Origin of the sequence: Pseudomonas sp. XWY-1 (assembly GCF_002953115.1) — a bacterium.
Classification (GTDB): domain Bacteria; phylum Pseudomonadota; class Gammaproteobacteria; order Pseudomonadales; family Pseudomonadaceae; genus Aquipseudomonas; species Aquipseudomonas alloputida.
In genome coordinates, this window is the sequence record NZ_CP026332.1 from 1424190 (window position 1) to 1444469 (window position 20280).

General features: G+C 63.5%; 23 protein-coding genes. 16 read left to right on the plus strand and 7 right to left on the minus strand.

Annotated features, from left to right (window positions below; genetic code table 11):
* Positions 1-58 precede the first annotated feature (58 nt).
* Entirely contained in the window at positions 59-520 is a 462-nt protein-coding gene (locus PRJ_RS06765) for an Lrp/AsnC family transcriptional regulator (protein WP_104960985.1), read from the minus strand.
* Positions 521-612: 92 nt separating this feature from the next.
* Here PRJ_RS06765 and PRJ_RS06770 point away from each other — a divergent pair, with 92 nt between their 5' ends.
* Positions 613-1794 (plus strand): PLP-dependent aspartate aminotransferase family protein, encoded by a 1182-nt coding sequence (locus PRJ_RS06770; protein ID WP_104960986.1) that lies wholly within the window; start codon positions 613-615, stop codon positions 1792-1794.
* A gap of 585 nt (positions 1795-2379) precedes the next feature.
* On the opposite strand, the gene PRJ_RS06785 is transcribed toward PRJ_RS06770, so the two are convergent.
* Positions 2380-2616, minus strand: a complete 237-nt coding sequence (locus PRJ_RS06785; RefSeq protein ID WP_064491842.1) for a YdcH family protein — start codon at positions 2614-2616, stop codon at positions 2380-2382.
* 252 nt (positions 2617-2868) lie between these two features.
* Here PRJ_RS06785 and PRJ_RS06790 point away from each other — a divergent pair, with 252 nt between their 5' ends.
* From PRJ_RS06790 to PRJ_RS06805, 4 genes are all read left to right on the plus strand, one after another.
* Positions 2869-4506, plus strand: coding sequence for a phosphoethanolamine transferase (locus PRJ_RS06790; RefSeq protein ID WP_104960987.1), 1638 nt, complete (start codon positions 2869-2871; stop codon positions 4504-4506).
* A 177-nt stretch (positions 4507-4683) separates the two neighbouring features.
* Positions 4684-5817, plus strand: a complete 1134-nt coding sequence (rnd, locus tag PRJ_RS06795; protein ID WP_064491840.1) for a ribonuclease D — start codon at positions 4684-4686, stop codon at positions 5815-5817.
* Positions 5814-6107, plus strand: coding sequence for a YcgL domain-containing protein (locus tag PRJ_RS06800; protein ID WP_010955258.1), 294 nt, complete (start codon positions 5814-5816; stop codon positions 6105-6107). Before rnd ends, PRJ_RS06800 begins: the two co-directional genes overlap by 4 nt.
* 2 nt (positions 6108-6109) lie before the next feature.
* On the plus strand, positions 6110-7042 hold the full coding sequence (locus tag PRJ_RS06805; protein ID WP_104960988.1) for a D-2-hydroxyacid dehydrogenase: 933 nt from the start codon (positions 6110-6112) through the stop codon (positions 7040-7042).
* 112 nt (positions 7043-7154) lie between these two features.
* On the opposite strand, the gene PRJ_RS06810 is transcribed toward PRJ_RS06805, so the two are convergent.
* Positions 7155-7748 carry a nitroreductase family protein gene (locus PRJ_RS06810; RefSeq protein WP_014590030.1) on the minus strand — a complete coding sequence of 198 codons (594 nt, stop codon included), beginning with the start codon at positions 7746-7748 and terminating at the stop codon, positions 7155-7157.
* Positions 7749-7893: 145 nt separating this feature from the next.
* Between PRJ_RS06810 and PRJ_RS06815 the strand changes: the two genes are divergently transcribed.
* From PRJ_RS06815 to PRJ_RS29795, 3 genes are read left to right on the plus strand one after another with little or no spacing between them, the layout of a single operon-like run.
* A complete protein-coding gene (locus PRJ_RS06815; protein WP_070383560.1) occupies positions 7894-8343 on the plus strand; it encodes a YcgN family cysteine cluster protein in 450 nt (149 codons plus the stop codon).
* Between the two features lie 41 nt (positions 8344-8384).
* On the plus strand, positions 8385-9593 hold the full coding sequence (locus PRJ_RS06820) for a hypothetical protein (protein ID WP_012051503.1): 1209 nt from the start codon (positions 8385-8387) through the stop codon (positions 9591-9593).
* Between the two features lie 2 nt (positions 9594-9595).
* Positions 9596-9814, plus strand: coding sequence for an aldehyde dehydrogenase family protein (locus PRJ_RS29795; protein ID WP_121161120.1), 219 nt, complete (start codon positions 9596-9598; stop codon positions 9812-9814).
* Between the two features lie 64 nt (positions 9815-9878).
* Here the strand turns inward: PRJ_RS29795 and PRJ_RS06825 are convergent, their stop codons facing one another.
* On the minus strand, positions 9879-10349 hold the full coding sequence (locus tag PRJ_RS06825; protein ID WP_010955253.1) for an RNA methyltransferase: 471 nt from the start codon (positions 10347-10349) through the stop codon (positions 9879-9881).
* A gap of 71 nt (positions 10350-10420) precedes the next feature.
* A complete protein-coding gene (locus tag PRJ_RS06830) occupies positions 10421-10792 on the minus strand; it encodes a YajD family HNH nuclease (RefSeq protein WP_003254676.1) in 372 nt (123 codons plus the stop codon).
* Between the two features lie 132 nt (positions 10793-10924).
* Here PRJ_RS06830 and PRJ_RS06835 point away from each other — a divergent pair, with 132 nt between their 5' ends.
* Positions 10925-11203 (plus strand): hypothetical protein, encoded by a 279-nt coding sequence (locus PRJ_RS06835; RefSeq protein ID WP_104960989.1) that lies wholly within the window; start codon positions 10925-10927, stop codon positions 11201-11203.
* A gap of 180 nt (positions 11204-11383) precedes the next feature.
* Here the strand turns inward: PRJ_RS06835 and PRJ_RS06840 are convergent, their stop codons facing one another.
* Positions 11384-13426: a S9 family peptidase gene (locus tag PRJ_RS06840; RefSeq protein WP_104960990.1), complete on the minus strand. Its 2043-nt coding sequence runs from the start codon at positions 13424-13426 to the stop codon at positions 11384-11386.
* A 178-nt stretch (positions 13427-13604) separates the two neighbouring features.
* Here PRJ_RS06840 and PRJ_RS06845 point away from each other — a divergent pair, with 178 nt between their 5' ends.
* The 3 genes from PRJ_RS06845 to PRJ_RS06855 are packed head-to-tail and all read left to right on the plus strand — an operon-like array spanning position 13605 to position 15421.
* Positions 13605-14102, plus strand: coding sequence for an MFS transporter (locus tag PRJ_RS06845; RefSeq protein ID WP_104960991.1), 498 nt, complete (start codon positions 13605-13607; stop codon positions 14100-14102).
* 14 nt (positions 14103-14116) lie between these two features.
* The gene (locus PRJ_RS06850; RefSeq protein ID WP_010955250.1) at positions 14117-14890 is read left to right on the plus strand and encodes a class II glutamine amidotransferase; all 774 of its coding nucleotides are present in this window, start codon (positions 14117-14119) and stop codon (positions 14888-14890) included.
* Positions 14891-14899: 9 nt separating this feature from the next.
* Entirely contained in the window at positions 14900-15421 is a 522-nt protein-coding gene (locus PRJ_RS06855) for a DUF2937 family protein (RefSeq protein WP_003254669.1), read from the plus strand.
* 134 nt (positions 15422-15555) lie between these two features.
* Here PRJ_RS06855 and PRJ_RS06860 read toward each other — a convergent pair whose 3' ends face one another.
* On the minus strand, positions 15556-16467 hold the full coding sequence (locus PRJ_RS06860) for a LysR family transcriptional regulator (RefSeq protein WP_104962854.1): 912 nt from the start codon (positions 16465-16467) through the stop codon (positions 15556-15558).
* 130 nt (positions 16468-16597) lie between these two features.
* On the opposite strand from PRJ_RS06860, the gene PRJ_RS06865 reads away from it, so the two are divergent.
* Genes PRJ_RS06865 through PRJ_RS06880 form a run of 4 tightly spaced genes read left to right on the plus strand, consistent with a single transcriptional unit; the run spans position 16598 to position 20270 of the window.
* Positions 16598-17884, plus strand: a complete 1287-nt coding sequence (locus tag PRJ_RS06865; protein WP_104960992.1) for an MFS transporter — start codon at positions 16598-16600, stop codon at positions 17882-17884.
* 9 nt (positions 17885-17893) lie between these two features.
* Positions 17894-18670 (plus strand): 5-oxoprolinase subunit PxpA, encoded by a 777-nt coding sequence (locus PRJ_RS06870; RefSeq protein ID WP_010955246.1) that lies wholly within the window; start codon positions 17894-17896, stop codon positions 18668-18670.
* A complete protein-coding gene (gene pxpB / locus PRJ_RS06875; protein ID WP_104960993.1) occupies positions 18670-19356 on the plus strand; it encodes a 5-oxoprolinase subunit PxpB in 687 nt (228 codons plus the stop codon). Before PRJ_RS06870 ends, pxpB begins: the two co-directional genes overlap by 1 nt.
* A complete protein-coding gene (locus PRJ_RS06880) occupies positions 19353-20270 on the plus strand; it encodes a biotin-dependent carboxyltransferase family protein (RefSeq protein ID WP_104960994.1) in 918 nt (305 codons plus the stop codon). The genes pxpB and PRJ_RS06880 overlap by 4 nt, the downstream gene beginning before the upstream one ends.
* The last annotated feature ends 10 nt before the right edge of the window (positions 20271-20280 follow it).

Genomic DNA, 20280 nt, shown 5'->3' on the forward strand with positions numbered 1-20280 from the left:
CACAGCGCTTGAGGTTGAGGTGATCCTGTGGGGTTGCCCGCGAAGAATCCAGCACCGGTCAGGCGCGATGCACCGGGTAAGCCGTGGTGTACTTCATCTGCTCCATGGCAAAACTGGAGGTGATGTTCGATAGCCCATCGGTACGGGTAATCAGCTTTTTGTAGAACCGGTCATACGCCGCAATATCACCCACCACCACCCGCAGCATGTAGTCCCAATCCCCGGACATGCGGTAGCACTCCATCACTTCCTCGAACCCGGTCACGGTCGCGGCAAACTGCTCCAGCCAGGTGCTGTCGTGGCGCTGGGTCTTGAGCTGGACGAACACGGTGAGCCCCAACCCCAGCCGTTCGGGGTCCAGCAGGGCGACGCGGCCGAGGATGTAGCCGTCTTCCTCCAGGCGCTTGACCCGCTTCCAGCACGGTGTGGTGGACAGGTTGACGGCCTCGGCCAGGTCCTTCAGCGAGATCGAGGCATCACGCTGTAGCAGGGTAAGAATGTGCTGGTCGAAACTGTCCATATCGCGCGCTGGCCGTGCAGAAAAATATTTCACAGATTACCCCAAGGCCAGATGATTTGGGTTGTGCGATAGTTGCAGCTTTCATTCTGCCAATGGGCCTGACCATGTCCGACAAGCCGCGCAATTTCGCCACCCGTACCATTCACGCCGGCGAGCAGTTCAGCGTTGCCGATAACGCCATTTTCCCGGCCATCGTCACCGCCAGTTCGTTCACCAAGCGCAGCCTGGATGACAAGCCGGAATATTCCTACAGCCGCGTCGGCAACCCCACCCGGCATGCCTACGAAACCTGTGTCGCTGCCCTGGAAGAAGGCGTGGGCGCTGTGGCCTGCGCCTCGGGAGTCAATGCCACCGCAACCGTGCTTGAGCTGCTGCCCAAGGATGCCCACGTGGTGGTGATGAACGGCGTGTACGGTGGCACGTTCCGCATCATGGAAGATTACCGCAGCCGCACCTCGGGGCTGACCACCACCTATGTGGATCTCAACGACATTGAAGCCGTAGCGGCTGCGATCAAGCCGGAAACCCAGCTGATCTGGATCGAGTCGCCGACCAACCCGTTGCTGCACCTTGTCGACATCAAGGCGGTGTGCGACCTGGCCAAGGCCAAGGGCATCCTCACCTGCATCGACAACACCTTCTGCTCGCCGTGGAACCAGCGCCCGATCACCCTGGGCGTGGACTTGGTGATGCACTCGGCCAGCAAGTACATCGGTGGCCACTCCGACCTCACCGGCGGTGTGGTGGTGGCGGCCAACGATGCGTTGCTGGCACGCCTGCGCCGTATCAGCATGGCGATTGGTGCGGTGCAGGGGCCGTTCGACTGCTACCTGGCCCTGCGCGGTCTGAAGACCCTGGATGTGCGCATGGAGCGCCAGTGCGCCAATGCCCTGCAGGTGGCGCGCTTCCTGGAAGGTCACGCGCAGGTCGAGCAGGTGTATTACCCGGGGCTGGAAAGCCACCCGCAGCATGAACTGTGCAGACGCCAGATGCGCAGTGGCGGGGCGGTGGTGGCGATGAAAGTGAAAGGCGACCGCGCCGCGCTCAACCGCCTGGTGGAGGCGCTGCAGATTTTTGTGCTGGCCGACTCGCTGGGTGGGGTGGAAAGCATGATCAACCATTCCTGGAGCATGTCGCACTGCTCACTGAGCCCAGAGCAGAAAGGGGTGATGGGGATCAGCGAGAACCTGCTGCGGTTGTCGGTAGGGATCGAGGATTACCGTGACCTAGTCGAGGACCTGGATGGGGCGTTGAAAGCGCTGGTTGCTGTGTAGGGCTGCAGGCCCTTTCGCGGGTGAACCCGCTCCTACGACGGACGCGCATCGATGTAGGAGCGGGTTTACCCGCGAATACGGTGGCGGCGGCAACGGTGAACGGCCAGGGACATTGGCCAGCAGGCCCGGCCCTTTCGCGGGTGAACCCGCTCCTACGACGGTCTGCGCATTGGCGTAGGTGCGGGTTTACCCGCGAATACGGTGGCGGCGACAACGGTGAACGGCCAGGGACATTGGCCAGCAGGTCCGGCCCTTTCGCGGTAAACCCGCTCCTACGACGGTCTGCGCATTGGCGTAGGTGCGGGTTTACCCGCGAATACGGTGGCGGCGACAACGGTGAACGGCCAGGGACATTGGCCAGCAGGTCCGGCCCTTTCGCGGTAAACCCGCTCCTACGACGGTCTGCGCATTGGCGTAGGAGCGGGTTTACCCGCGAATACGGTGGCGGCGACAACGGTGAACGGCCAGGGACATTGGCCAGCAGGTCCGGCCCTTTCGCGGGTAAACCCGCTCCTACGACGGTCTGCGCATTGGCGTAGGAGCGGGTTTACCCGCGAAGAGGCCGGTGGATTCAATAGATGCCTGTCAGGATTTGGGCGGATGAATGATCCGTTCGATCTTGTCCTTGATCAGCAACCTTTCCTTGCGCAGGCGGTTGACCGTCTCGTCGTTGGTGCCGTTGCCTTCGGCGGCGACCACCTCCTTGTCCTTGGCGTTGTACTCCTTGTGCAGTTTGTGCAGGTCCTGATCCTTCTCTATGAGTGCCTGGAATGCATCAGCGGTAACGTGCAGGTCAGCGAGCAGATCGTGCGGAACTGGCATTTCTTCACCTCTGTCAGGGTTGTCGGTAAGGTCCTGACCATTGAGGATAGCTGTCTTTGCGCAGGCTTGTGACGGTGGTCCAGGCTGAATGGCAGCTGAATGGTTTTGAGATAATCGATAAAAGACACACCCTCACGAAATTGTTACCGAGTTTTTCACAAAAAATTGATGACGTGCTTTCTAGAGTTCGCCCAACTTTCCCACAGTGCCATTTGGCCTGGGGGTGATAATCACTCTTGATTGCGAACGCTAATGCTCAACTTCAAATCCCTGCGGACTGAATGGGTCACGCTGCTGGCCAGTCTTTACCTGCTGATCGGCTTCAACATGTTCCTCTGGGAGCATCTGCAAGCGGCGGTTCCTGCTGGCCTGTCAGGGTTGTGGCTGAGTCTGGCGTTTGCTGTGCTGATGCTCTTCGCCTTCAATCTCATACTCACGTTACTTGCCTTCCGGTATGTATTGAAGCCGGTACTTATCGTGTTGTTCATAAGTGGCGCGGGCGCGGCTTACTTCATGAACCAGTACGGCGTACTTATTGACGCCGGCATGTTCCGTAATATGGCCGAGACCAATGTTGCGGAAGTGCGCGACTTGATGTCGTTCAAGTTTGCCGCCTATATCCTGCTGCTGGGTGTGCTGCCATCGGTGCTGCTGTGGAAGGCGCAGATCGCCTACCGCCCCTGGCACCGCGAGCTGCTGGGCAAGTTGGTGGTCAGTGGTGCCTGTGTGGTGACCATCGGCTCGGTCGCGTTGGTCAACTATCAAGGGCTGTCGTCGCTGTTTCGCAATCACCACGAATTGCGCCTGATGCTCACCCCCAGCAATATCGTCGGGGCCTCCATTGGTTATGTCGGCGAGCGTGTCGGTACGGCTTCGCGCCCGTTCCAGCATTATGGTGAAGATGCCAAGCGTGATGCGGCCTGGCAAAGACATGAGCGCAAGTCGCTGACCGTGCTGGTGGTCGGGGAAAGTGCCCGGGCAGACCATTTCGGCGTGCTGGGCTATGACCGCGATACCACGCCAAATCTCGCCAGGGAACAGGGCCTGCTGGCGTTTTCCGACGTGCACTCGTGTGGTACGGAAACGGCGGTTTCGGTGCCTTGCATGTTCTCGGGCATGAAGCGCAAGGACTACGACGCCCGCGTAGCGAAGAACCGCGAAGGGCTGTTGGACATCCTGCAGCGTGCCGGCCTGGCCGTGCAGTGGCGTGACAACCAGTCGGGCTGCAAAGGCACCTGCGATCGCGTGCAGTTCATCGACGTCAGCAACCTCAAGGACCCGCAGCTGTGCGCCGATGGCGAATGCCATGACCAGATCCTGCTGCAAGGCCTGGACGCGTTGATCGACAACCTCGACAAGGACACCGTGCTGGTGCTGCACCAGATGGGCAGCCACGGCCCAGAGTACTTCAAGCGCTACCCCAGTGATGGCGAGCGCTTCACCCCGGTGTGCCAGAGCAACGCGTTGAACCAGTGCAGCGAGGAGGAAATCATCAACGGGTACGACAACACCCTGGCCTATACCGACAAGGTGCTGGCCTCGCTAATCGATACCCTGCGCAGCAAGCAAGACAAGGTCGACACCGCGATGATCTACCTGTCCGACCACGGCGAGTCGCTGGGCGAGTACAACCTGTTCCTGCACGGCACGCCCTACGCCATCGCTCCCGAGCAGCAGAAGCACATACCACTGCTGACCTGGTTCTCCGACAACTACAAAGAGGACTTCGGCGTCGATACCGACTGCCTGGCACGGCTCAGCGATGCCCCGCTGTCCCAGGACAACCTGTTCCACTCGATGCTTGGCCTGTTGCAGGTACATACCGAGCTCTACCATCAGTCGCTGGACATGTTCGCCGGTTGCCGGCCTTGGCTGGCGGCCAAGCGCTGAAGCCCTGTGGGAGCGGGCAAGCCCGCGAACCCGGGCACGCCCGGGCCATACACCGTGTTGCCTTCATTCGCGGGCGCGCCCGCTCCCACAGGGTGGACTGCCCCCGAAAAGCGGGACAGTTTCACCCGCAGTGCCCGCGCCGTATATACTGCGCGCCAATGTTAGTGGGAGAGCCTTGTGGCCATCGAAATTCACTGGATCCGTGACGACCAGAGCCTGGCCGAACACTGCCGCGACTGGCACCAACTGCCCTTCGTCGCCGTCGACACCGAATTCATGCGGGTCGACACCTTCTACCCGAAAGCCGGGCTGATTCAGATCGGCGACGGCCAACGCGCCTTTCTGATCGACCCGCTGCTGATCGGCAACTGGCAACCCTTGGCCGACCTGCTGGAAGACAGCGGTGTGGTCAAGGTGCTGCACGCCTGCAGCGAAGACCTCGAAGTGCTGCTGCGCCTGACCGGCAAGCTGCCTCAGCCGCTGTTCGACACTCAGCTGGCCGCCGGTTACCTGAACCTGGGCTTCTCCATGGGCTATTCGCGCCTGGTGCAGGAAGTGCTGGGCATCGAATTGCCCAAAGGCGAAACCCGCTCCGACTGGCTGCAACGCCCGCTCTCGGAAACCCAGGTCAGCTACGCTGCCGAAGATGCCGTGCACCTGGCCGAGCTTTTCACCGTGCTGCGCCCGCGGCTGAGTGACGACAAGTATGCCTGGGTGCTGGAAGACGGCGCCGAGCTGGTGGCTGCGTTGCGCCGTGAAGTCGAGCCCGAAAGCCTGTACCGCGACGTCAAGCTGGCCTGGAAGCTGGCGCCTCAACAACTGGCAGTGCTACGTGAGCTGTGCGCCTGGCGCGAGCGCGAAGCGCGCAACCGCGATGTGCCGCGTAATCGTATCCTCAAGGAGCACTCGCTGTGGCCCATGGCCAAAAGCCAGCCGAACAACCTGTCGGCCTTGGCCAAGATCGACGAGATGCACCCGCGCACCATTCGTCAGGACGGTGAGTTCCTCATCCAGCTGATCAAGCGCGCCGCCAGCCTGCCGGCCGAGCAATGGCCAGCGCCCTTGCCCGAGCCGCTGCCGATCGAGGCTGCTGGCCTTCTCAAGCAGCTGCGTGCCATCGGCCAGGCCGAAGGCGAGCGCCTGGGGATTGCACCCGAGCTGATGCTGCGCAAGAAAGCCCTGGAGGCGCTGCTCAAGAGCGGATACCCCAATGGCCCTTATCAACTGCCCGATTCGCTGCGCGGCTGGCGCCGTGAGCGCATGGGCCAGGCCCTGCTGGACAACCTGGCAGGTGCCGGAGAAACCCGATGAAACGCATTTGCTCGATCTACAAGAGCCCACGCAAGAACGAAATGTACCTGTACGTACTCAAGGCTGACGGCCTGGAACGCGTGCCTGAAGGCCTGCTGCCGTTCTTCGGCACCCCCGTGCACGCTTTCGACCTGGTGCTCACCCCTGAGCGCAAGCTGGCCCGCGAGGACATCACCAAGGTGCTGGAGAACCTCGAAAGCCAAGGCTACCACCTGCAGATGCCGCCGCTGGAAGATGAGTACATCGAGCACCTGCCCGAAGAGCTGCTGCGCCGCAACGACCCTGTCTGACCATGCGTGTACTGATCGCTGAGCATGACCATGCTCGATACGCCGGGCTTTTGCGCGCAGCCGCGCCAGAAGTGGAAGTGCTGACCAGCGGCGACTCTGCTGAACTGGCTCGCCAGGCACCGCAGTGCCCGGTGTGGCTGGGCCAGCCGGACTTGCTGGCCAGTCTGCTGCGCCAAGGCCACAAGCCGGGCTGGATACAGTCGACATGGGCCGGTATCACGCCGTTGCTGGCCGACGGCCTGCCGCGTGATTACCGCCTGAGCCGCGCAGTTGGCATATTTGGTCAGGTGATGGCCGAGTACATGCTCACCTATATGCTAGGCCATGAGCGTGAGGTGTTGTCGCGCCTGGTCAGCCAGGTCGAGCGGCGCTGGGATGACCGCCCGGGGCGCAGCCTGGAAGGGCGCAAGGTCCTCATTGTGGGTGCAGGCGACATTGGTCAGCGTGTGGCCGAGTTCCTGCAGCCGTTTGGTGTGGAGCTGTACGGGGTTGCCAGCAGCGCCCGTGAACAGGCCCCGTTCGTCGAGGTGGCGGCGCTGGCCGACCTGCCGCGCATGGTCGGCCAGGTCGACTACGTGCTGAACCTGCTGCCGGATACCCCGGCGACTCATGACCTGTATGACGCCGCGCTGTTCAAGTGCTTCCAGCCCTCGGCCTTGTTCATCAATGCCGGGCGTGGTGTGGCGGTGGTCGATGCCGACCTGGTCGAGGCGTTGAAAGAGGGCCATCTGGCCGGTGCGGTGATCGATGTGTGCCGCCAGGAGCCGTTGCCCAAGCAACACCCGTTCTGGACCGCCTGGGGCTTGCTGCTGACCGGGCACAGCTCGGCGCCCACCTCGCCGACAGCGATGGTGCGCTTGTTTGTCGAGAATGTGCGGGCTTATGAAGCGGGGCAGGGGTTGCGGGGTGAAGTCGATTTCGCCCGGGGCTACTGATCGCTGTGGCCTGTACCGGCCTCTTCGCGGGTAAACCCGCTCCAGCACAGGGTGGTGATCCCCCGTAGGAGCGGGCTTGCCCGCGAAGAGGCCAGCACGGCCAACACAAACCTTACAGGCTGAAATCGCCTTCAGCAGCCAGCTCGCTCAGCGGCTTGCGCGGGCTCGGCACTTCACGCGCCTGCAGGGCTTCATCCAGGCTGGCCTTGTCCCCCAGCTTGCCGATCGCCACCATGGCATGCAGTACGTAACCCTCGGGAATCTTCAGTTCCTGACGTGCCAGGTCCTGATCGAAGCCGGCCATGCCATGGGTATGCCAGCCGCTGATGCTGGCCTGCAGGGCCAGGTGCCCCCAGGCAGAGCCCGTGTCGAAGGTGTGCCACAGCGCCGGTTTTTCTTCCGTAGCGCCCGGGGCCGCGAACGTGGTCTTGGAAATGACCAGCACCAGCGCCGACGCCTGTTGCGCCCAGCTGCGATTGAAGGGCACCAGCAGGCTCAGGTAACGCTCCCAGTTCGGCGTGTCGCGGCGGGCATACAGGAAGCGCCAAGGCTGCGAGTTATAGGCCGAAGGTGCCCAGCGGGCGGCTTCGAGGAAGCTCAGCAGGGTTTCTTCGCTGATCGGCTCGGCGGTGAAGGCGCGTGGCGACCAGCGGTTGATGAACTGCTCGTTGATGGCGTAATCGGCAATGCGGGGGTTGGCGCTCATGGCGGCTCCTGCAAACGGACGGGAAAAGCGCACGCTACTGCGTGCAGTCGCGACTGACAAGCGGTCTGGCTTTGCCGAAGGCCAGGCTCTAGACTGGCGCCGCCGCGCGCCGTGGCCCCCAAGATGAAGGCAGGAACCCTGTGTGATGATCGCTGAAAACGCGCCGTTCTGGCGGCGCAAGACCCTCGAAGAGCTCAGCCAGCAAGAGTGGGAGTCGCTGTGCGATGGCTGCGGCCTGTGCTGCCTGCAAAAGCTCGAGGACGAAGACGACAACAGCGTCTATTACACGCGCATCGCCTGCAAATTGCTGGACCTGGATACGTGCCAGTGCAGCGACTACCCCAACCGCTTCGCCCAAGTGCCAGACTGCATCCAGCTCACCCCGGGCAAGGCCGACCAGTTCAAGTGGCTGCCGAGTACCTGCGGTTACCGTCTGGTCAGTGAGGGCAAGGACTTGCCGGCCTGGCATCACCTGGTTTGTGGCGACCGGCAACAGGTTCATGAACAGCGCATTTCCCAGTCGGGACGTATGCTCAGTGAACACGATGTGCACGAAGACGACTGGGAAGACCACCTGATCTTTCGCGCCAGCTGACCGGCGCGGCCCGCTGCCTCGGGGAAACAAGGAGTTTCTGTATGCGTTGCCAGCTGTTGTTGCTGTTGGGCCTGATGGCCAGTTCGCCGGCCTGGGCGAAAAAGGTCGACCTCGACTACCAGGTGCGCTTGCTGCCTGCCAGCGGCCAGGCCGAGGTCCGCGTGACATTGGCCGAAGGCAGCGCCGTGCGCAGCCTGGACTTCGACCTGGGCAAGGCTGGGGCCTACAGCGGCTTCCAGGCTGATGGGCAATGGCAGCTGAAGGGGCAACGTGGTATCTGGCAGCCAGCGGCCGGCAAGACCAGCCTCAGCTACCGTGTGCAACTGGACCAGAAGCTGGCCAGCGGCGCCTATTCATCGCGCATCACCCCGCACTGGGCACTGTTCCTCGGCGACCAGCTGATACCCCCTGCGCGCCTCGACCAGCAGGATGGTACCGAGCTGGTGGCGCGCCTGGCTTTCGACCTGCCCGAGGGCTGGAAGAGCATCGAAACGTCCTGGCCGCGCATCGGCAAGGGGAAGTTTCGCATCGACAACGTGTCGCGCCTGTTCGATCGCCCGACCGGCTGGATGCTTGCCGGCGACCTGGGCAGCCGCCGCGCCCGCCTGGGCGAGACCGAAGTGACCGTGGCCGCGCCGGTGGGGCAGGGCATGCGGCGCATGGACAGCCTGACCTTGCTCACATTCGTCTGGCCACAACTACAAGCTGTGTTCCCGCGTAACCCGCCCAAGCTGCTGTTGGTCGGGGCGCGTGACGGCATGTGGCGAGGGGCTATGGCTGCGCAGGGCTCGTTGTACCTGAACAGTGCCCGGCCCATGGTCAGCGAAAACGGCAATAGCCCGTTGCTGCGCGAATTGGTGCAACTGTTCGCGCAGATTCACGGGCGTGACGGCAGTGACTGGCTGGTAGAGAGCCTGACCGATTATTACGCCAACGAGTTGCTACGCCGCTCGGGCGGGATGAGTGATGACCGCTACCAGGTCTGGCAGGCGCGTCTGAGCAAGCAGGGCGCCAAGGTCAACCGGCTCAAGGGTGAACGCGCAAGCCCGGCCCAGGTGGCCCGCGGCGTGATGCTGTTGCAGGCGCTGGACAAGGAAATCCGCATTCACACCCAGGCCAAACGTTCGTTGGATGATGTGGTGCGTGGGCTGATGCGCCTGCCCAGCGTCAGTACCGAAGACTTCGTGCAGATCAGCGAGAACGTGCTGGGGCGGCGTTCCGATGTGCTGCAGAGCAAGGTGCTGCACTAGGCATCCCTGCGCCTGACAATCGGCAGGGCGGCATCGTCTGCAAGTCGCATTTCAAGCGAATCAAGTCGTACCTGGAATATACCGCGGAGCAGAAACTCAGCATTGTTCACGGGGCGAAACCGAGGAGGGGGAGCGTGCAGCCAACCATCGTCGGCAACGTTGATTGCGACAACCCATGGTTTGTCGAGGCAATGTTCGGCCCGGTTTCGGTGCTGTTCTGACGGAGCTCAGCACTCGGTCGCCCTGTGTTGGCAGGTCTGTCCTGTTGCCGCAGTGGCGGCCTTTCTATTTGAACTTGGGCCCCGAACGGGTATTCAGCCCCTTGGCCATGCGGTCATACAGCACCACATTCACCGTCGCCGCCAGGTTCATGCAGCCCTCGGTCGGGATGTAGATAGTCTCTTCACACCATCCCCGCACGTCTTCGCTCAACGAGCCGTCCTCTGGCCCGAAGATGTAAATGGCCCGGTCCGGATGGGTGTAATCCGGCAATGGCCGCGCACCCTCTACCAGTTCCACCGCCACGGGCGTGCAGCCCAGCGGGATAATGCGCTGCAGGTCGTCGATGCCGATCAGCGGGATGTCGTAGTGCACGCGCTTGGTGTCGGTGACGAAGTCACGTGCGCGTTCATAGCGTTTGCCCGTGTAGAACACCGAATTGACGCCATAGCAGCCCGCGGCGCGCATCACAGAGCCGACGTTTTCTGCCGACTTGGGGTTGAACAGGCCGATGCAGCTGTATCGTTTGTTTGCCACGTACCGGGGCCCTTCGCGAAAAAAGCGCGATTATACGGGCTGCCCGGTAACAGCGGGGGGCGAATCGATGGTCAGTCTTTCTTCAGCATGCCCGCCAGCCCGGCAAACGGGTTGTGCGTAGCCTTGGCAATGCTCGGGGTGCTGGTGGAGCCTTCGCTGAAGTACTGCTGGTCGGTGTAGCGCGAGTGCTCGTTGTCGTGGCAGTACAGGCACAGCAGCTCCCAGTTGGAGCCGTCCTGAGGATTGTTGTCGTGGTTGTGGTCACGGTGATGCACGGTCAGCTCGCTCAGGCGCTTGCCGGCGAACTCGCGGGCGCAGCGGCCGCACACGTGCGGGTACATTCTCAGGGCCTTGTCGCGGTAGCCCATTTCCTTGTCGCGCTTGGCATCGGCCAGGATGCGGTCGAGGCGCGCGGTAGCGGCGGCAGAAGAGGTGGAGCTCATGGTGTTTCCTTTGTTCTGATCAGGCAGGTGACGGTTATGCCATTGAGTCTAGCGCGCTTGCAGGTCAGGCGGACAGGCGAAAGCGTTGATTTAGGCGTAGCCTGTAGAAAGGTTCCCGACAGGAGGTTGCTGATGTTTCACGCGATCCTCGCCGCGCTGTTGATGGCTGGCCTGCCCCTGGCAGAAGCTGCCAGCCCGCCACCCAGGCTCACGCCGCCAGTACCCGGCGCGCCCGGTACGCCGACGCCCACGCCATACCCGCAGATTACCCCGAGCACACCGCCCAAGGCTTATGACAGCCAGCCGGGGGCGCCCTTGTTGCCGCCGATGCCAGTGCCCGGCCCGCCGAAGGACCAGCCATTGCCCGGGTTGCGGCCGGAGCCGCCGAAGCCGCCGGCCCAGAATGATTGAGCATGAGCGGCCCACGCCGTCATCATGTTGGAGCAACTGTCTTGCTCAATTTCTGAAAGCTGGCGCGTTTGGGAGCGGGCTTGCCCGCGAACACGGGCGAAGCCCGTGCCATCCACCACGGTGTTGGCTTCGCGGGCTTGCCCGCTCCCACAGCGATCGCGGGGGTGCTCAAACCTGAGTTTAGGCAATACCCAGCTCGCCAAACACGAACGCATACTCCAGGGCCACATCCTTCAACCCCTGGTACCGCCCGCTCATCCCGCCATGCCCAGCCCCCATCTCGGTCTTGAGCAGCAGCAGGTTGCTGTCGGTCTTGAGCGTGCGCAACTTCGCCACCCATTTGGCCGCCTCCCAATACTGCACGCGGCTGTCGTTGTAGCCCGCCACCACCAGCATCGCCGGGTAGGCCTGCGCTTTCAGGTTCTCGTACGGCGCATAAGCCTTGATCCGTTCATACACCTCCGGCTCCTCAGGGTTGCCCCATTCGTCGTACTCGGTCACGGTCAGCGGCAGCTCCGGGTCGAGCATGGTGTTGAGCACGTCGACGAACGGCACTTCGGCAATGGCGCAGCGGAACAGCTCCGGGCGCAGGTTGAGCACCGCGCCGATCAGCAGGCCGCCGGCGCTGCCACCACTGATGGCCAGGCGGTCGGCGGCAGTCACGCCCTGGCTGATCAGGTGCTCGGCGCAGGCGATGAAGTCGCTGAACGTGTTGTGCTTGTACTCCTGCTTGCCGGCACGGTACCAGGCCTCCCCCAGTTCACCACCACCTCGCACGTGGGCGATGGCAAAGGCCACGCCGCGCTCCAGCAGGCTCAGGCGCGCATGTGAGAACCAGGGGTCGAGGCTTTCGCCATAGGCGCCATAGCCGTACAGGTACAGTGGCACGGTCTTGCCCAGGTCCTGGCGGCGGCGTACCAGGCTGATCGGCACTTGGGTGCCGTCCGCTGCGGTTGCCCACAGGCGCTCACTGACATAGTCATCGGCATCGAATGCACCGAGCACCGGGGTTTGCTTGAGCACCACCTGGGCGCCCGTGGGCAACGTCAGTTGGCGCACCTGGGCCGGGCGGTTGAGCGCTTCGTAGCGCAAGCGTATGCGAGTGCTGGCAAATTCAAGGCTGTCCTGCACGTACAGGCTGTAGGCGGCGTCTGGCAATTCGACGCGGTAGGCCGGCAAGCCCTGCGGGCGTACTTCGATGATCGGCAGGCCGCCTTCGCGCAGGCTCAGGGTGAGGGCACCGGTGTTCAGGCTGAGGCCTTCGAGCATGACCGCGTCGCGGTGCGCCACCAGCACCTGCCACTGTTCGCGGCTTGGCACTGGCGCGGCTGGCGCGTGGTACAGGGCGAAGTTGATGCCATCCTGGTTGGTGCGGATGAACCAGCGCCACTGGCCGTCGAGTTGGCCATGGTCGGGGAAGTATTCGTGGCCTTCGACGCGCGGCGCCAGGCAGGTGAACGGCGCCTGCGGGGTTTCGGCGTCCAGCACCCAGGCCTCGCTGGTGGTCTTGCTGTTCAGCAGCAGCACCAGCTGGCGCTCGGAGCTGGTGCGGTAGCAGTGCAGGAAGAAACGCCCGTCTGGCTCTTCGAACACGGTGTGCGCGGCGTCGGTGCCCAAGGTGTGGCGACGCAGGCGCCATGGGCGGTGGGTGTCGTCCAGCTCTGCGAAGAAGAGCGTCTGGCTGTCGTTGGCCCAGGTCAGGCTACCGTCGCAGTCGTCGAAAGGCAGGGTGGTGACACGGCCACTGGCCAGGTCTTTGACGTATAGGGTATAGATTTCGTCGCCGCTGGTGTCGAGGCTATAGGCCAGCAGGCGGTGGTCGGGGCTGATGTTGAACGCGCCCAGGGAGAGGAAACCGCCGTTGGCCAGGGCGTTGGGGTCGAGCAGCAGTTGCTCCTGGCTTTCATCGACGGTGTTCGAGTCGTCGGCCGGACGTGGGCAGCGGTAGTGACGCGGGTATTCGTCGCCGGCGGTGGTACGGGTGTAGTACAGGTAGGGGCCCCAGGGCGCCGGCAATGACAGGTCGGTCTCCAGGATGCGGCCCTTGATTTCTTCGAACAGGCGCTCACGCAACGGTGCCTGGTCGGCCAGGCAGGCTTCCTGGTAGGCGTTTTCAGCTTGCAGGTAAGCGAGTACCTCGGGGGTGTCGCGCTGTTGCAGCCAGGCATACGGGTCGGTGGCCTGGTCGGCTTGGGCAATCGGGGGTTGGGGCTTGGTTGGCATTGAAGATCTCTTGATTGGAGTTGCCTGTGCCGGCCTCTTCGCGGGTAAACCCGCTCCTACAGGGGCGCACCGAGGTAGGAGCGGGTTTACCCGCGAAGAGGCCGGCACAGGCAAACACTGTCTGCGCCCGGAAAAGTGTTTATCATAGGCATCTCTTTGCCTGGCTTGCACGAACACCATGACCGAGAACGACTACACCTTCGCCTGGGGCTTGTACGCAATAGCCGCCTTAGGGTGCCTGCTGGTGGGCTTCAAGCTCACCGGCTGGATGTGGCGCTGGCTGCGCGAACCGCTACGCGTGGTGCTGGCGGTGCTGCTGCTGACCCCGACCATCGTCGACCCGGTCAAGGACAGCTTCGCCCCTGCAATCGCCATCACTGCGCTGGATGTCGCTTTCAAGGTCGGCAACAACGCCTGGCGCGCTGTGTCCGACTTCGCCATGTACGGCATGATCGCCTTCGGCCTGTACTTCCTCTTCGTGCTGCTGCGCTGGCCGCTGGAAAAGCGCGCGCACGCACGCCGTGAGCAGGCCGAAGCCGCCGCCAGGCGTCAGCAGGCCGAGGATGACCAGCTCGGCACCCAGGCGCCGCTGGCTGCCGAGCGCAGCGACCGTTACCGTGACGACTTGCCGGCAGCCGCTGCGCGTGGCGCAGGCCGGGTCGAGCCTCGTCTGTAAACGGAGACACGCCTATGTGCGAACTGCTGGGCATGAGTGCCAACGTCCCTACCGACATCGTTTTCAGCTTCACCGGCCTGATGCAGCGGGGCGGGCGAACCGGCCCGCACCGTGACGGCTGGGGGATAGGCTTTTACGAAGGCCGCGGCCTGCGCCTGTTCCAGGACCCGGCCGCGAGCAGCGAGTCGGAAGTGGCCAACCTGGTGCAGCGCTACCCGATCAAAAGCGAAGTGGTGATCGGTCATATCCGTCAGGCCAATGTCGGCAGGGTGTGCCTGTCCAACACCCACCCGTTCGTACGGGAAATGTGGGGCCGCAACTGGTGCTTCGCGCACAACGGCCAGCTGGGTGACTTCAAGGGCCTGGCCAGTTTTTACCGGCCAGTGGGCGACACCGACAGCGAAGCGGCCTTCTGCGACCTGCTCAACCGCATCCGCAGCGCCTTCCCCGAACCGGTGCCGGTGGAGCAGCTGCTGCCCGTGCTGGTCGAAGCCTGCGCCGGCTACCGGGATCTGGGCGTGTTCAACTGCATGCTCAGCGACGGCGACTGGCTGTTCTGCTTCTGCTCGACCAAACTGGTGCACATCACCCGCCGTGCGCCATTCGGTGCCGCACGGTTGAAGGATGTCGACCTGATCGTCGATTTTCATACCGAAACCACCCCCAACGACGTGGTCACGGTGATTGCCACCGAGGCCCTGACCGAGAACGAGACCTGGCACCGCTACGCGCCGGGTCAGTGGGCCCTGTGGCGGCACGGCGAGTGCGTGGCGCACGGCCAGAGCTAAGGACGCTGCATGTTCAGAAGTTACCTGCGATTGCTGTTGTTCACCTTCGGCCTGCTGGCCGGTATCCAGGTCCCGGGGCTGGTCAAGGACTATAGCCAGCGGGTCGAGGCGCACCTGTTCGAATCGCGCGAGGCGCTCGATGGGTTCCGGCAAACGGCCGAGCGCTTTTTCAAGGGCGACTTGCAGGCGCTGCTGCAGCACTACCGCAGCAGCGACGACCCGGTGTTCAACAGTGATGCCAACAGCATCGAAAGCCTGATGATCCGCAACGAACTGCTGGAAAACGAATGGCAGGTGCTGCAAGGGTCATGGGCCGAGCGTACCTGGCATGTGCTGGTACAGGCCGACCCGCAGTTGCGTGAAGAAACCCTCAATGGCTACAGCTACCAGATTCTGCTGGTACCCGAGGCGATTGGCTGGGGTGTGGGTGCCGGTTTTGTGCTGGCCTTTGTGGTCGAAAGCCTGTTGCTGGGGATTGGCTGGCTGATCCTGGGCGGGCGGCGCAGGGTGGTGAAAGAGAGCTGGCGCTAAGTTCTGCTGTACCTGTAGCGGCCCTTTCGCGGGCTTGCCCGCTCCCACAGGTACAACCTGGCCCGCCAGGCCTGTGATGATCCTGTGGGAGCGGGCAAGCCCGCGAAAGGGCCGGTACAGGCGGAGACTGTTGGTCAGACCAGCACGATCCGCTGCCCACCCACATCCCGCGCATACCGCGCCAACACCTGCCGGCAAACCCCAACCACCTCATCGACCAACGCCACCCCGGTCTGCCACGCCACCACCAGCTCAAGGCTCGGCGGCGGCTGCAACCCTTCCAGCAGCACCAGCTCGCCCCGGCCCAACTCGGCATCCACCAGCGCCGGCGGTAGCGCGCCAATGCCAAAGCCGTCGCGCAACAGCCGGGTAATCGCCGCCACCGAGTTCACACAATTCAACCGTGGTGCCTCTGCCCCCGCAGCCTGCAGCAAGCTCAGCACCTCCTGGTGCGGCCGTGAATTCTTCGAGAAGGTGATGATGCGCTCGCGCCCAAGTTCGGCCAGCGACGCATAGTCCCGGTGCTGGTGGGCGCCTGCGGCCACCACCCAGCCCATTGGGTAGCGTGCCAGGTCGAGGCTGCGGATCGATTGCTCGCGCAGCAAGTCGGTCTGCAAGATCACGTCAAGAAAGCCCTTCTGCAGCTGCTCGCGCAAGTTCAGCGCGGTGTCGGCCACCAGTTCGATTTCCACCTGCGGGTAGCGCTCGGTCAGATCCGCCACCAGCGCGCTCATCCAGGTGTGGATCACAGTATCCATCACCCCGATGCGAATGCGCCCGACCTTGGCCCGGTCGCTGTCCAGCGATTGCTTCATGGCCTTGGCGGTTTCCAGCATGCGTTCGGCGTATTCCAGTACCTTGCTGCCTTCCGGGGTCAGGCTGACGCCGCGGGAGTCGCGCAGCAGCAGCTTCACGCCCAGGTCGGCCTCCAGTGCGGCAATGCGGCTGGATACCGAAGCCTGGGTGGTGAACAGCTTTTCTGCCGTCAGGCGGAAGCTCTTGAGCCGGGCGACCCAGACGAAGGTTTCGAGGAAGCGAAGGTTCATGATCAGTTTTTCTTGTTCCAGACCGGCGGTTTTTTTCGTTGGACGCAGGCGAGGCGGCCTCTGAACAATGGCGCCCAGGCCGCGACGCTTCATGTCGCCCATAAAACAATACCAACAAGCCGAGGCATCCATGAACCCCACCGGCGTGCAGCAGCAGGTCAGTACCCTCCCTTCGTCCGGGCCTTTCGCCTGGTACCGCGACATCGACAAACAGCAACGACGTACCTTCTGGAGCTGCAAGATTGGCTATGGCCTGGACGGCATGGACACACAGATGCTCAGTTTCGTCATCCCTACGCTGATCATGCTGTGGGGTATCACCACCACCGAAGCCGGGTTGATCCACACCAGCACGCTGATCGCCTCGGCTGTAGGAGGCTGGGTGGCGGGTATCCTCTCCGACCGCATCGGGCGGGTGCGTACCCTGCAACTGACGGTGTTGTGGTTCGCCTTCTTCACCTTCCTGTGCGGCTTCGCTCAGAACTACGAGCAATTGCTGATTGCCCGAACCCTGATGGGCTTTGGCTTCGGTGGCGAGTGGACCGCCGGTGCGGTGCTGATCGGCGAGGTGATCCGCGCCCAGGACCGCGGCAAGGCGGTGGGCATGGTGCAGTCCGGCTGGGCAGTCGGCTGGGGCCTCACAGCCATCCTCTATGCGCTGCTGTTCTCCTGGCTGCCGGCAGAGCAGGCCTGGCGTGCGTTGTTCCTGCTGGGGCTGGTACCGGCAATCTTCGTGATCTTCGTTCGCCGCCTAGTCAAGGACCCTGAGGTCTATCGTAAGGCCAAGGCAGTGGAAAACGCCGAGGCACCCTCGCGCTTCTACGAAATCTTCGCCCCGGGCATGCTCTGGACCACCGTGCGGGCATCCCTGCTGACCACCGGCGCGCTCGGCGGTTACTACGCCATCACCTCGTGGCTGCCAACCTTCCTGAAGAACGAACGCGGCCTGAGTGTGCTGGGCACGGGTGGTTATCTGGCCATGGTGATCGTCGGCTCGTACGTGGGCTATGTGGTCAGCGCTTATCTGTCCGACCTGCTGGGGCGCAAGAAGAACTTCATCCTGTTCGCCGTGGGCTCTTTCGTCATTGTGCTGTTGTACACGCAGATGCCGGTCAGCGATGGCGTGATGCTGTGGCTGGGTCTCCCGTTGGGCTTCTTCGCCTCGGGTATCTTCAGCGGCATGGGGGCGTTTCTGACCGAACTGTTCCCCACGCGCATCCGGGGTTCGGGGCAGGGCTTCTGCTACAACATCGGCAAGGTCATTGCCGCGCTGTTCCCGTTAATGATCGGCATGCTCGGCCAGAATGTTCCGCTGGGCCTGGGTATCGGCGTGTTTTCTGCTGTGTCCTACGGCATTGTGATCGTGGCGGCCTTGAGCTTGCCGGAAACCCGCGGCAAACAGCTGCAGGCGCGGTAAGGTAGGTATATGCACAACGACAAGGGAGACCGCGTGGTGGAACGCCTGCTACTCAATTGCGACATGGGCGAGAGTTTTGGCAGCTGGCGCATGGGCCTGGATGCCGAGGTCATGCCTTACATCGATTGCGCCAACATCGCCTGCGGCTACCACGCCGGCGACCCCGGTATCATGCGCCGCACGGTGACGTTGGCGCTTGAGCACGGGGTGACTATCGGCGCTCATCCGGCCTACCCGGACCTGGTCGGCTTCGGCCGCCGCTCCATGGCCTGCAGCCCGGAAGAAATCCGCGACCTGCTGCATTATCAGATCGGTGCGCTGGATGGCATTTGCAAAGTGCTGGGTGGTCGCGTGGCCTATGTGAAGCCCCATGGTGCGCTGTACAACGACATGATGGCCGACCCGCTCAAGCTGCGTACCGTGCTGGAGGCCGTAGCGGCCTATGACAGCAACCTGCCATTGATGCTGATGGCCACCGCCGACAACCGTGCCGCCCAGGCACTGGGCGATGAAATCGGCGTGCCGCTGTGGTTCGAGGCGTTCGCAGACCGCGCATACACCGCCAGCGGCCATCTGCTGTCGCGGCGCCTGCCGGGCGCGGTGCATCACGACCCGGCGCGGGTGGTGGAGCAGGCGGTGCGTCTGGCCCGAGGCGAAACGCTGTTGGCTGACGATGGCAGCGCCTTGCAGCTTGCCGCCCGCACCCTCTGCGTGCATGGCGACAACGACAGTTCGGTGGCGGCGGTGCGGCAGATTCGCCAGGCCCTCGATGGGCTGGAGGTGTGATGAAGCCGCGAATCGAAGTGGTCGCCATCGACAGCCTGATGGTACGCCTGTTCGACCGTATCGATGAGGCCAACATGCCATGGATGCTCGCCGCCAGCCGGCGCTTGAGCGCGGCGTTCGGCGAGCATTTGCTGGACCTGGTGCCGTCCTATACCACGCTGATGGTGCAGTTTGCCCTGCCGCCAGGCGAGGCCAGGGCGCGAATCGCTCAGGCGCTGGACGGCTTGCAGCCTGACACCGGCAGTGGCGGCCGCCGACACGAAATCCCGGTGTGGTACGACGCCAGTGTCGGCCCCGAGCTGCCTGTGCTGGCAGCTCGCAGCGGCTTGAGTGAAGCGGAGATTGTTCGCTTGCACGGCGAACGCGATTACCCGGTGTTTGCCCTGGGCTTCGCGCCGGGTTTCGGCTTCATGGGCCTGGTCGACGAGCGCCTGGCCAGCCCTCGTCTGAGTACCCCGCGCAAGCGCGTGGCGGCGGGCAGCGTGGGTATTGCCGAACGCCAGACGGCGGCCTACCCGGCAGTATCGCCGGGTGGCTGGAACCTGATCGGGCGCACCCCGGTGCGGTTGTTCGACCGTGAGCGTGAGGGTTACAGCCTTTTGCAACCCGGTGATCGGGTGCGCTTCGTGCCGGTTTCGCGCAGCGAATTCCTGGCCATGGGTGGTGATGTGGAGGCGCAGGGATGAAGCAGTTGATGATCGAGGCCAGTACGCCGTTGTGCCAGTTACAGGATGCCGGGCGCTTCGGCGTGCGCCACCTTGGCGTGACCCAGGGCGGGGCGCTGGACTGGGTGGCGATGCACTGGGCCAACTGGCTGCTGGGCAACCCGTTGGGGGCGCCGGTGGTCGAGGTGGCGCTGGGTGGTTTTTGCGTGGTGGCCGAACAGGATTGCGTGCTGGCCCTGGCCGGTGCCGACCTGGATGCGTGTGTCGATGATCAGCCCCTGGCGCCATGGCGCAGCTTTGCCCTGGCCAAGGGGCAGCGCTTGACCCTGAAGCAGCCCAAAGTGGGTGTGCGGGCGTATCTGGCGGCACCGGGTGGGTTTCTGGGCGAGGATGTGCTGGGCAGTTGTGCCACCGTGGTACGTGAAGCACTGGGTGGCATCGATGGCCAGGGTGCTGCGCTGGCTAAACACCAGGCATTGGCTTTTTCCGGTAGCAATGCCCCCCTGCGCGAAGTGCCGCAAGCGTTGTGCCCGCAGTTCGCCCCAAAGCCGGTGCTGGACCTGGTGATGGGCGCGCAGATCGGTGAATTCAGCGGTACCAGCTTGTTCGAGGCATTCAACCGGGAGTGGACGCTGGATAGCCGGGCCGACCGCATGGGCATCCGGTTGTTGGGGCCGCAGCTGGTGTACCAAGGGGCGCCGATGATCTCCGAAGGGATCCCGCTGGGGGCGGTACAGGTGCCGCCGGACGGGCAGCCGATCGTGTTGCTCAATGACCGGCAGACCATTGGTGGGTACCCGCGGCTGGGCGCGCTGACGCCGCTGGCGCTGGCGCAACTGGCGCAGTGCATGCCGGGGACGGTGGTGCGGTTCAGGGCGGTGGTGCAGGACGAGGCCTGGCGAGAGCAGCAGGATTACCTGCACCGTTGGCGGTAGAGCGGGCGGC

Bases quoted from the DNA above. Each gene is read 5' to 3' on its own strand.
- PRJ_RS06815 (WP_070383560.1), top strand. From the start codon at position 7,894: ATGATCGCTGAAAACGCGCCGTTCTGGCGGCGCAAGACCCTCGAAGAG.
- PRJ_RS06880 (WP_104960994.1), top strand. From the start codon at position 19,353: ATGAAGCAGTTGATGATCGAGGCCAGTACGCCGTTGTGCCAGTTACAG.
- PRJ_RS06840 (WP_104960990.1), bottom strand. From the start codon at position 13,426: ATGCCAACCAAGCCCCAACCCCCGATTGCCCAAGCCGACCAGGCCACC.
- PRJ_RS06770 (WP_104960986.1), top strand. From the start codon at position 613: ATGGGCCTGACCATGTCCGACAAGCCGCGCAATTTCGCCACCCGTACC.
- PRJ_RS06860 (WP_104962854.1), bottom strand. From the start codon at position 16,467: ATGAACCTTCGCTTCCTCGAAACCTTCGTCTGGGTCGCCCGGCTCAAG.
- PRJ_RS06820 (WP_012051503.1), top strand. From the start codon at position 8,385: ATGCGTTGCCAGCTGTTGTTGCTGTTGGGCCTGATGGCCAGTTCGCCG.
- PRJ_RS06850 (WP_010955250.1), top strand. From the start codon at position 14,117: ATGTGCGAACTGCTGGGCATGAGTGCCAACGTCCCTACCGACATCGTT.
- PRJ_RS06865 (WP_104960992.1), top strand. From the start codon at position 16,598: ATGAACCCCACCGGCGTGCAGCAGCAGGTCAGTACCCTCCCTTCGTCC.
- PRJ_RS06765 (WP_104960985.1), bottom strand. From the start codon at position 520: ATGGACAGTTTCGACCAGCACATTCTTACCCTGCTACAGCGTGATGCC.
- PRJ_RS06835 (WP_104960989.1), top strand. From the start codon at position 10,925: ATGTTTCACGCGATCCTCGCCGCGCTGTTGATGGCTGGCCTGCCCCTG.
- PRJ_RS06790 (WP_104960987.1), top strand. From the start codon at position 2,869: ATGCTCAACTTCAAATCCCTGCGGACTGAATGGGTCACGCTGCTGGCC.
- PRJ_RS06800 (WP_010955258.1), top strand. From the start codon at position 5,814: ATGAAACGCATTTGCTCGATCTACAAGAGCCCACGCAAGAACGAAATG.
- PRJ_RS06845 (WP_104960991.1), top strand. From the start codon at position 13,605: ATGACCGAGAACGACTACACCTTCGCCTGGGGCTTGTACGCAATAGCC.
- PRJ_RS06810 (WP_014590030.1), bottom strand. From the start codon at position 7,748: ATGAGCGCCAACCCCCGCATTGCCGATTACGCCATCAACGAGCAGTTC.
- PRJ_RS06870 (WP_010955246.1), top strand. From the start codon at position 17,894: ATGCACAACGACAAGGGAGACCGCGTGGTGGAACGCCTGCTACTCAAT.
- PRJ_RS06805 (WP_104960988.1), top strand. From the start codon at position 6,110: ATGCGTGTACTGATCGCTGAGCATGACCATGCTCGATACGCCGGGCTT.
- PRJ_RS06855 (WP_003254669.1), top strand. From the start codon at position 14,900: ATGTTCAGAAGTTACCTGCGATTGCTGTTGTTCACCTTCGGCCTGCTG.
- PRJ_RS06785 (WP_064491842.1), bottom strand. From the start codon at position 2,616: ATGCCAGTTCCGCACGATCTGCTCGCTGACCTGCACGTTACCGCTGAT.
- pxpB (WP_104960993.1), top strand. From the start codon at position 18,670: ATGAAGCCGCGAATCGAAGTGGTCGCCATCGACAGCCTGATGGTACGC.
- PRJ_RS06830 (WP_003254676.1), bottom strand. From the start codon at position 10,792: ATGAGCTCCACCTCTTCTGCCGCCGCTACCGCGCGCCTCGACCGCATC.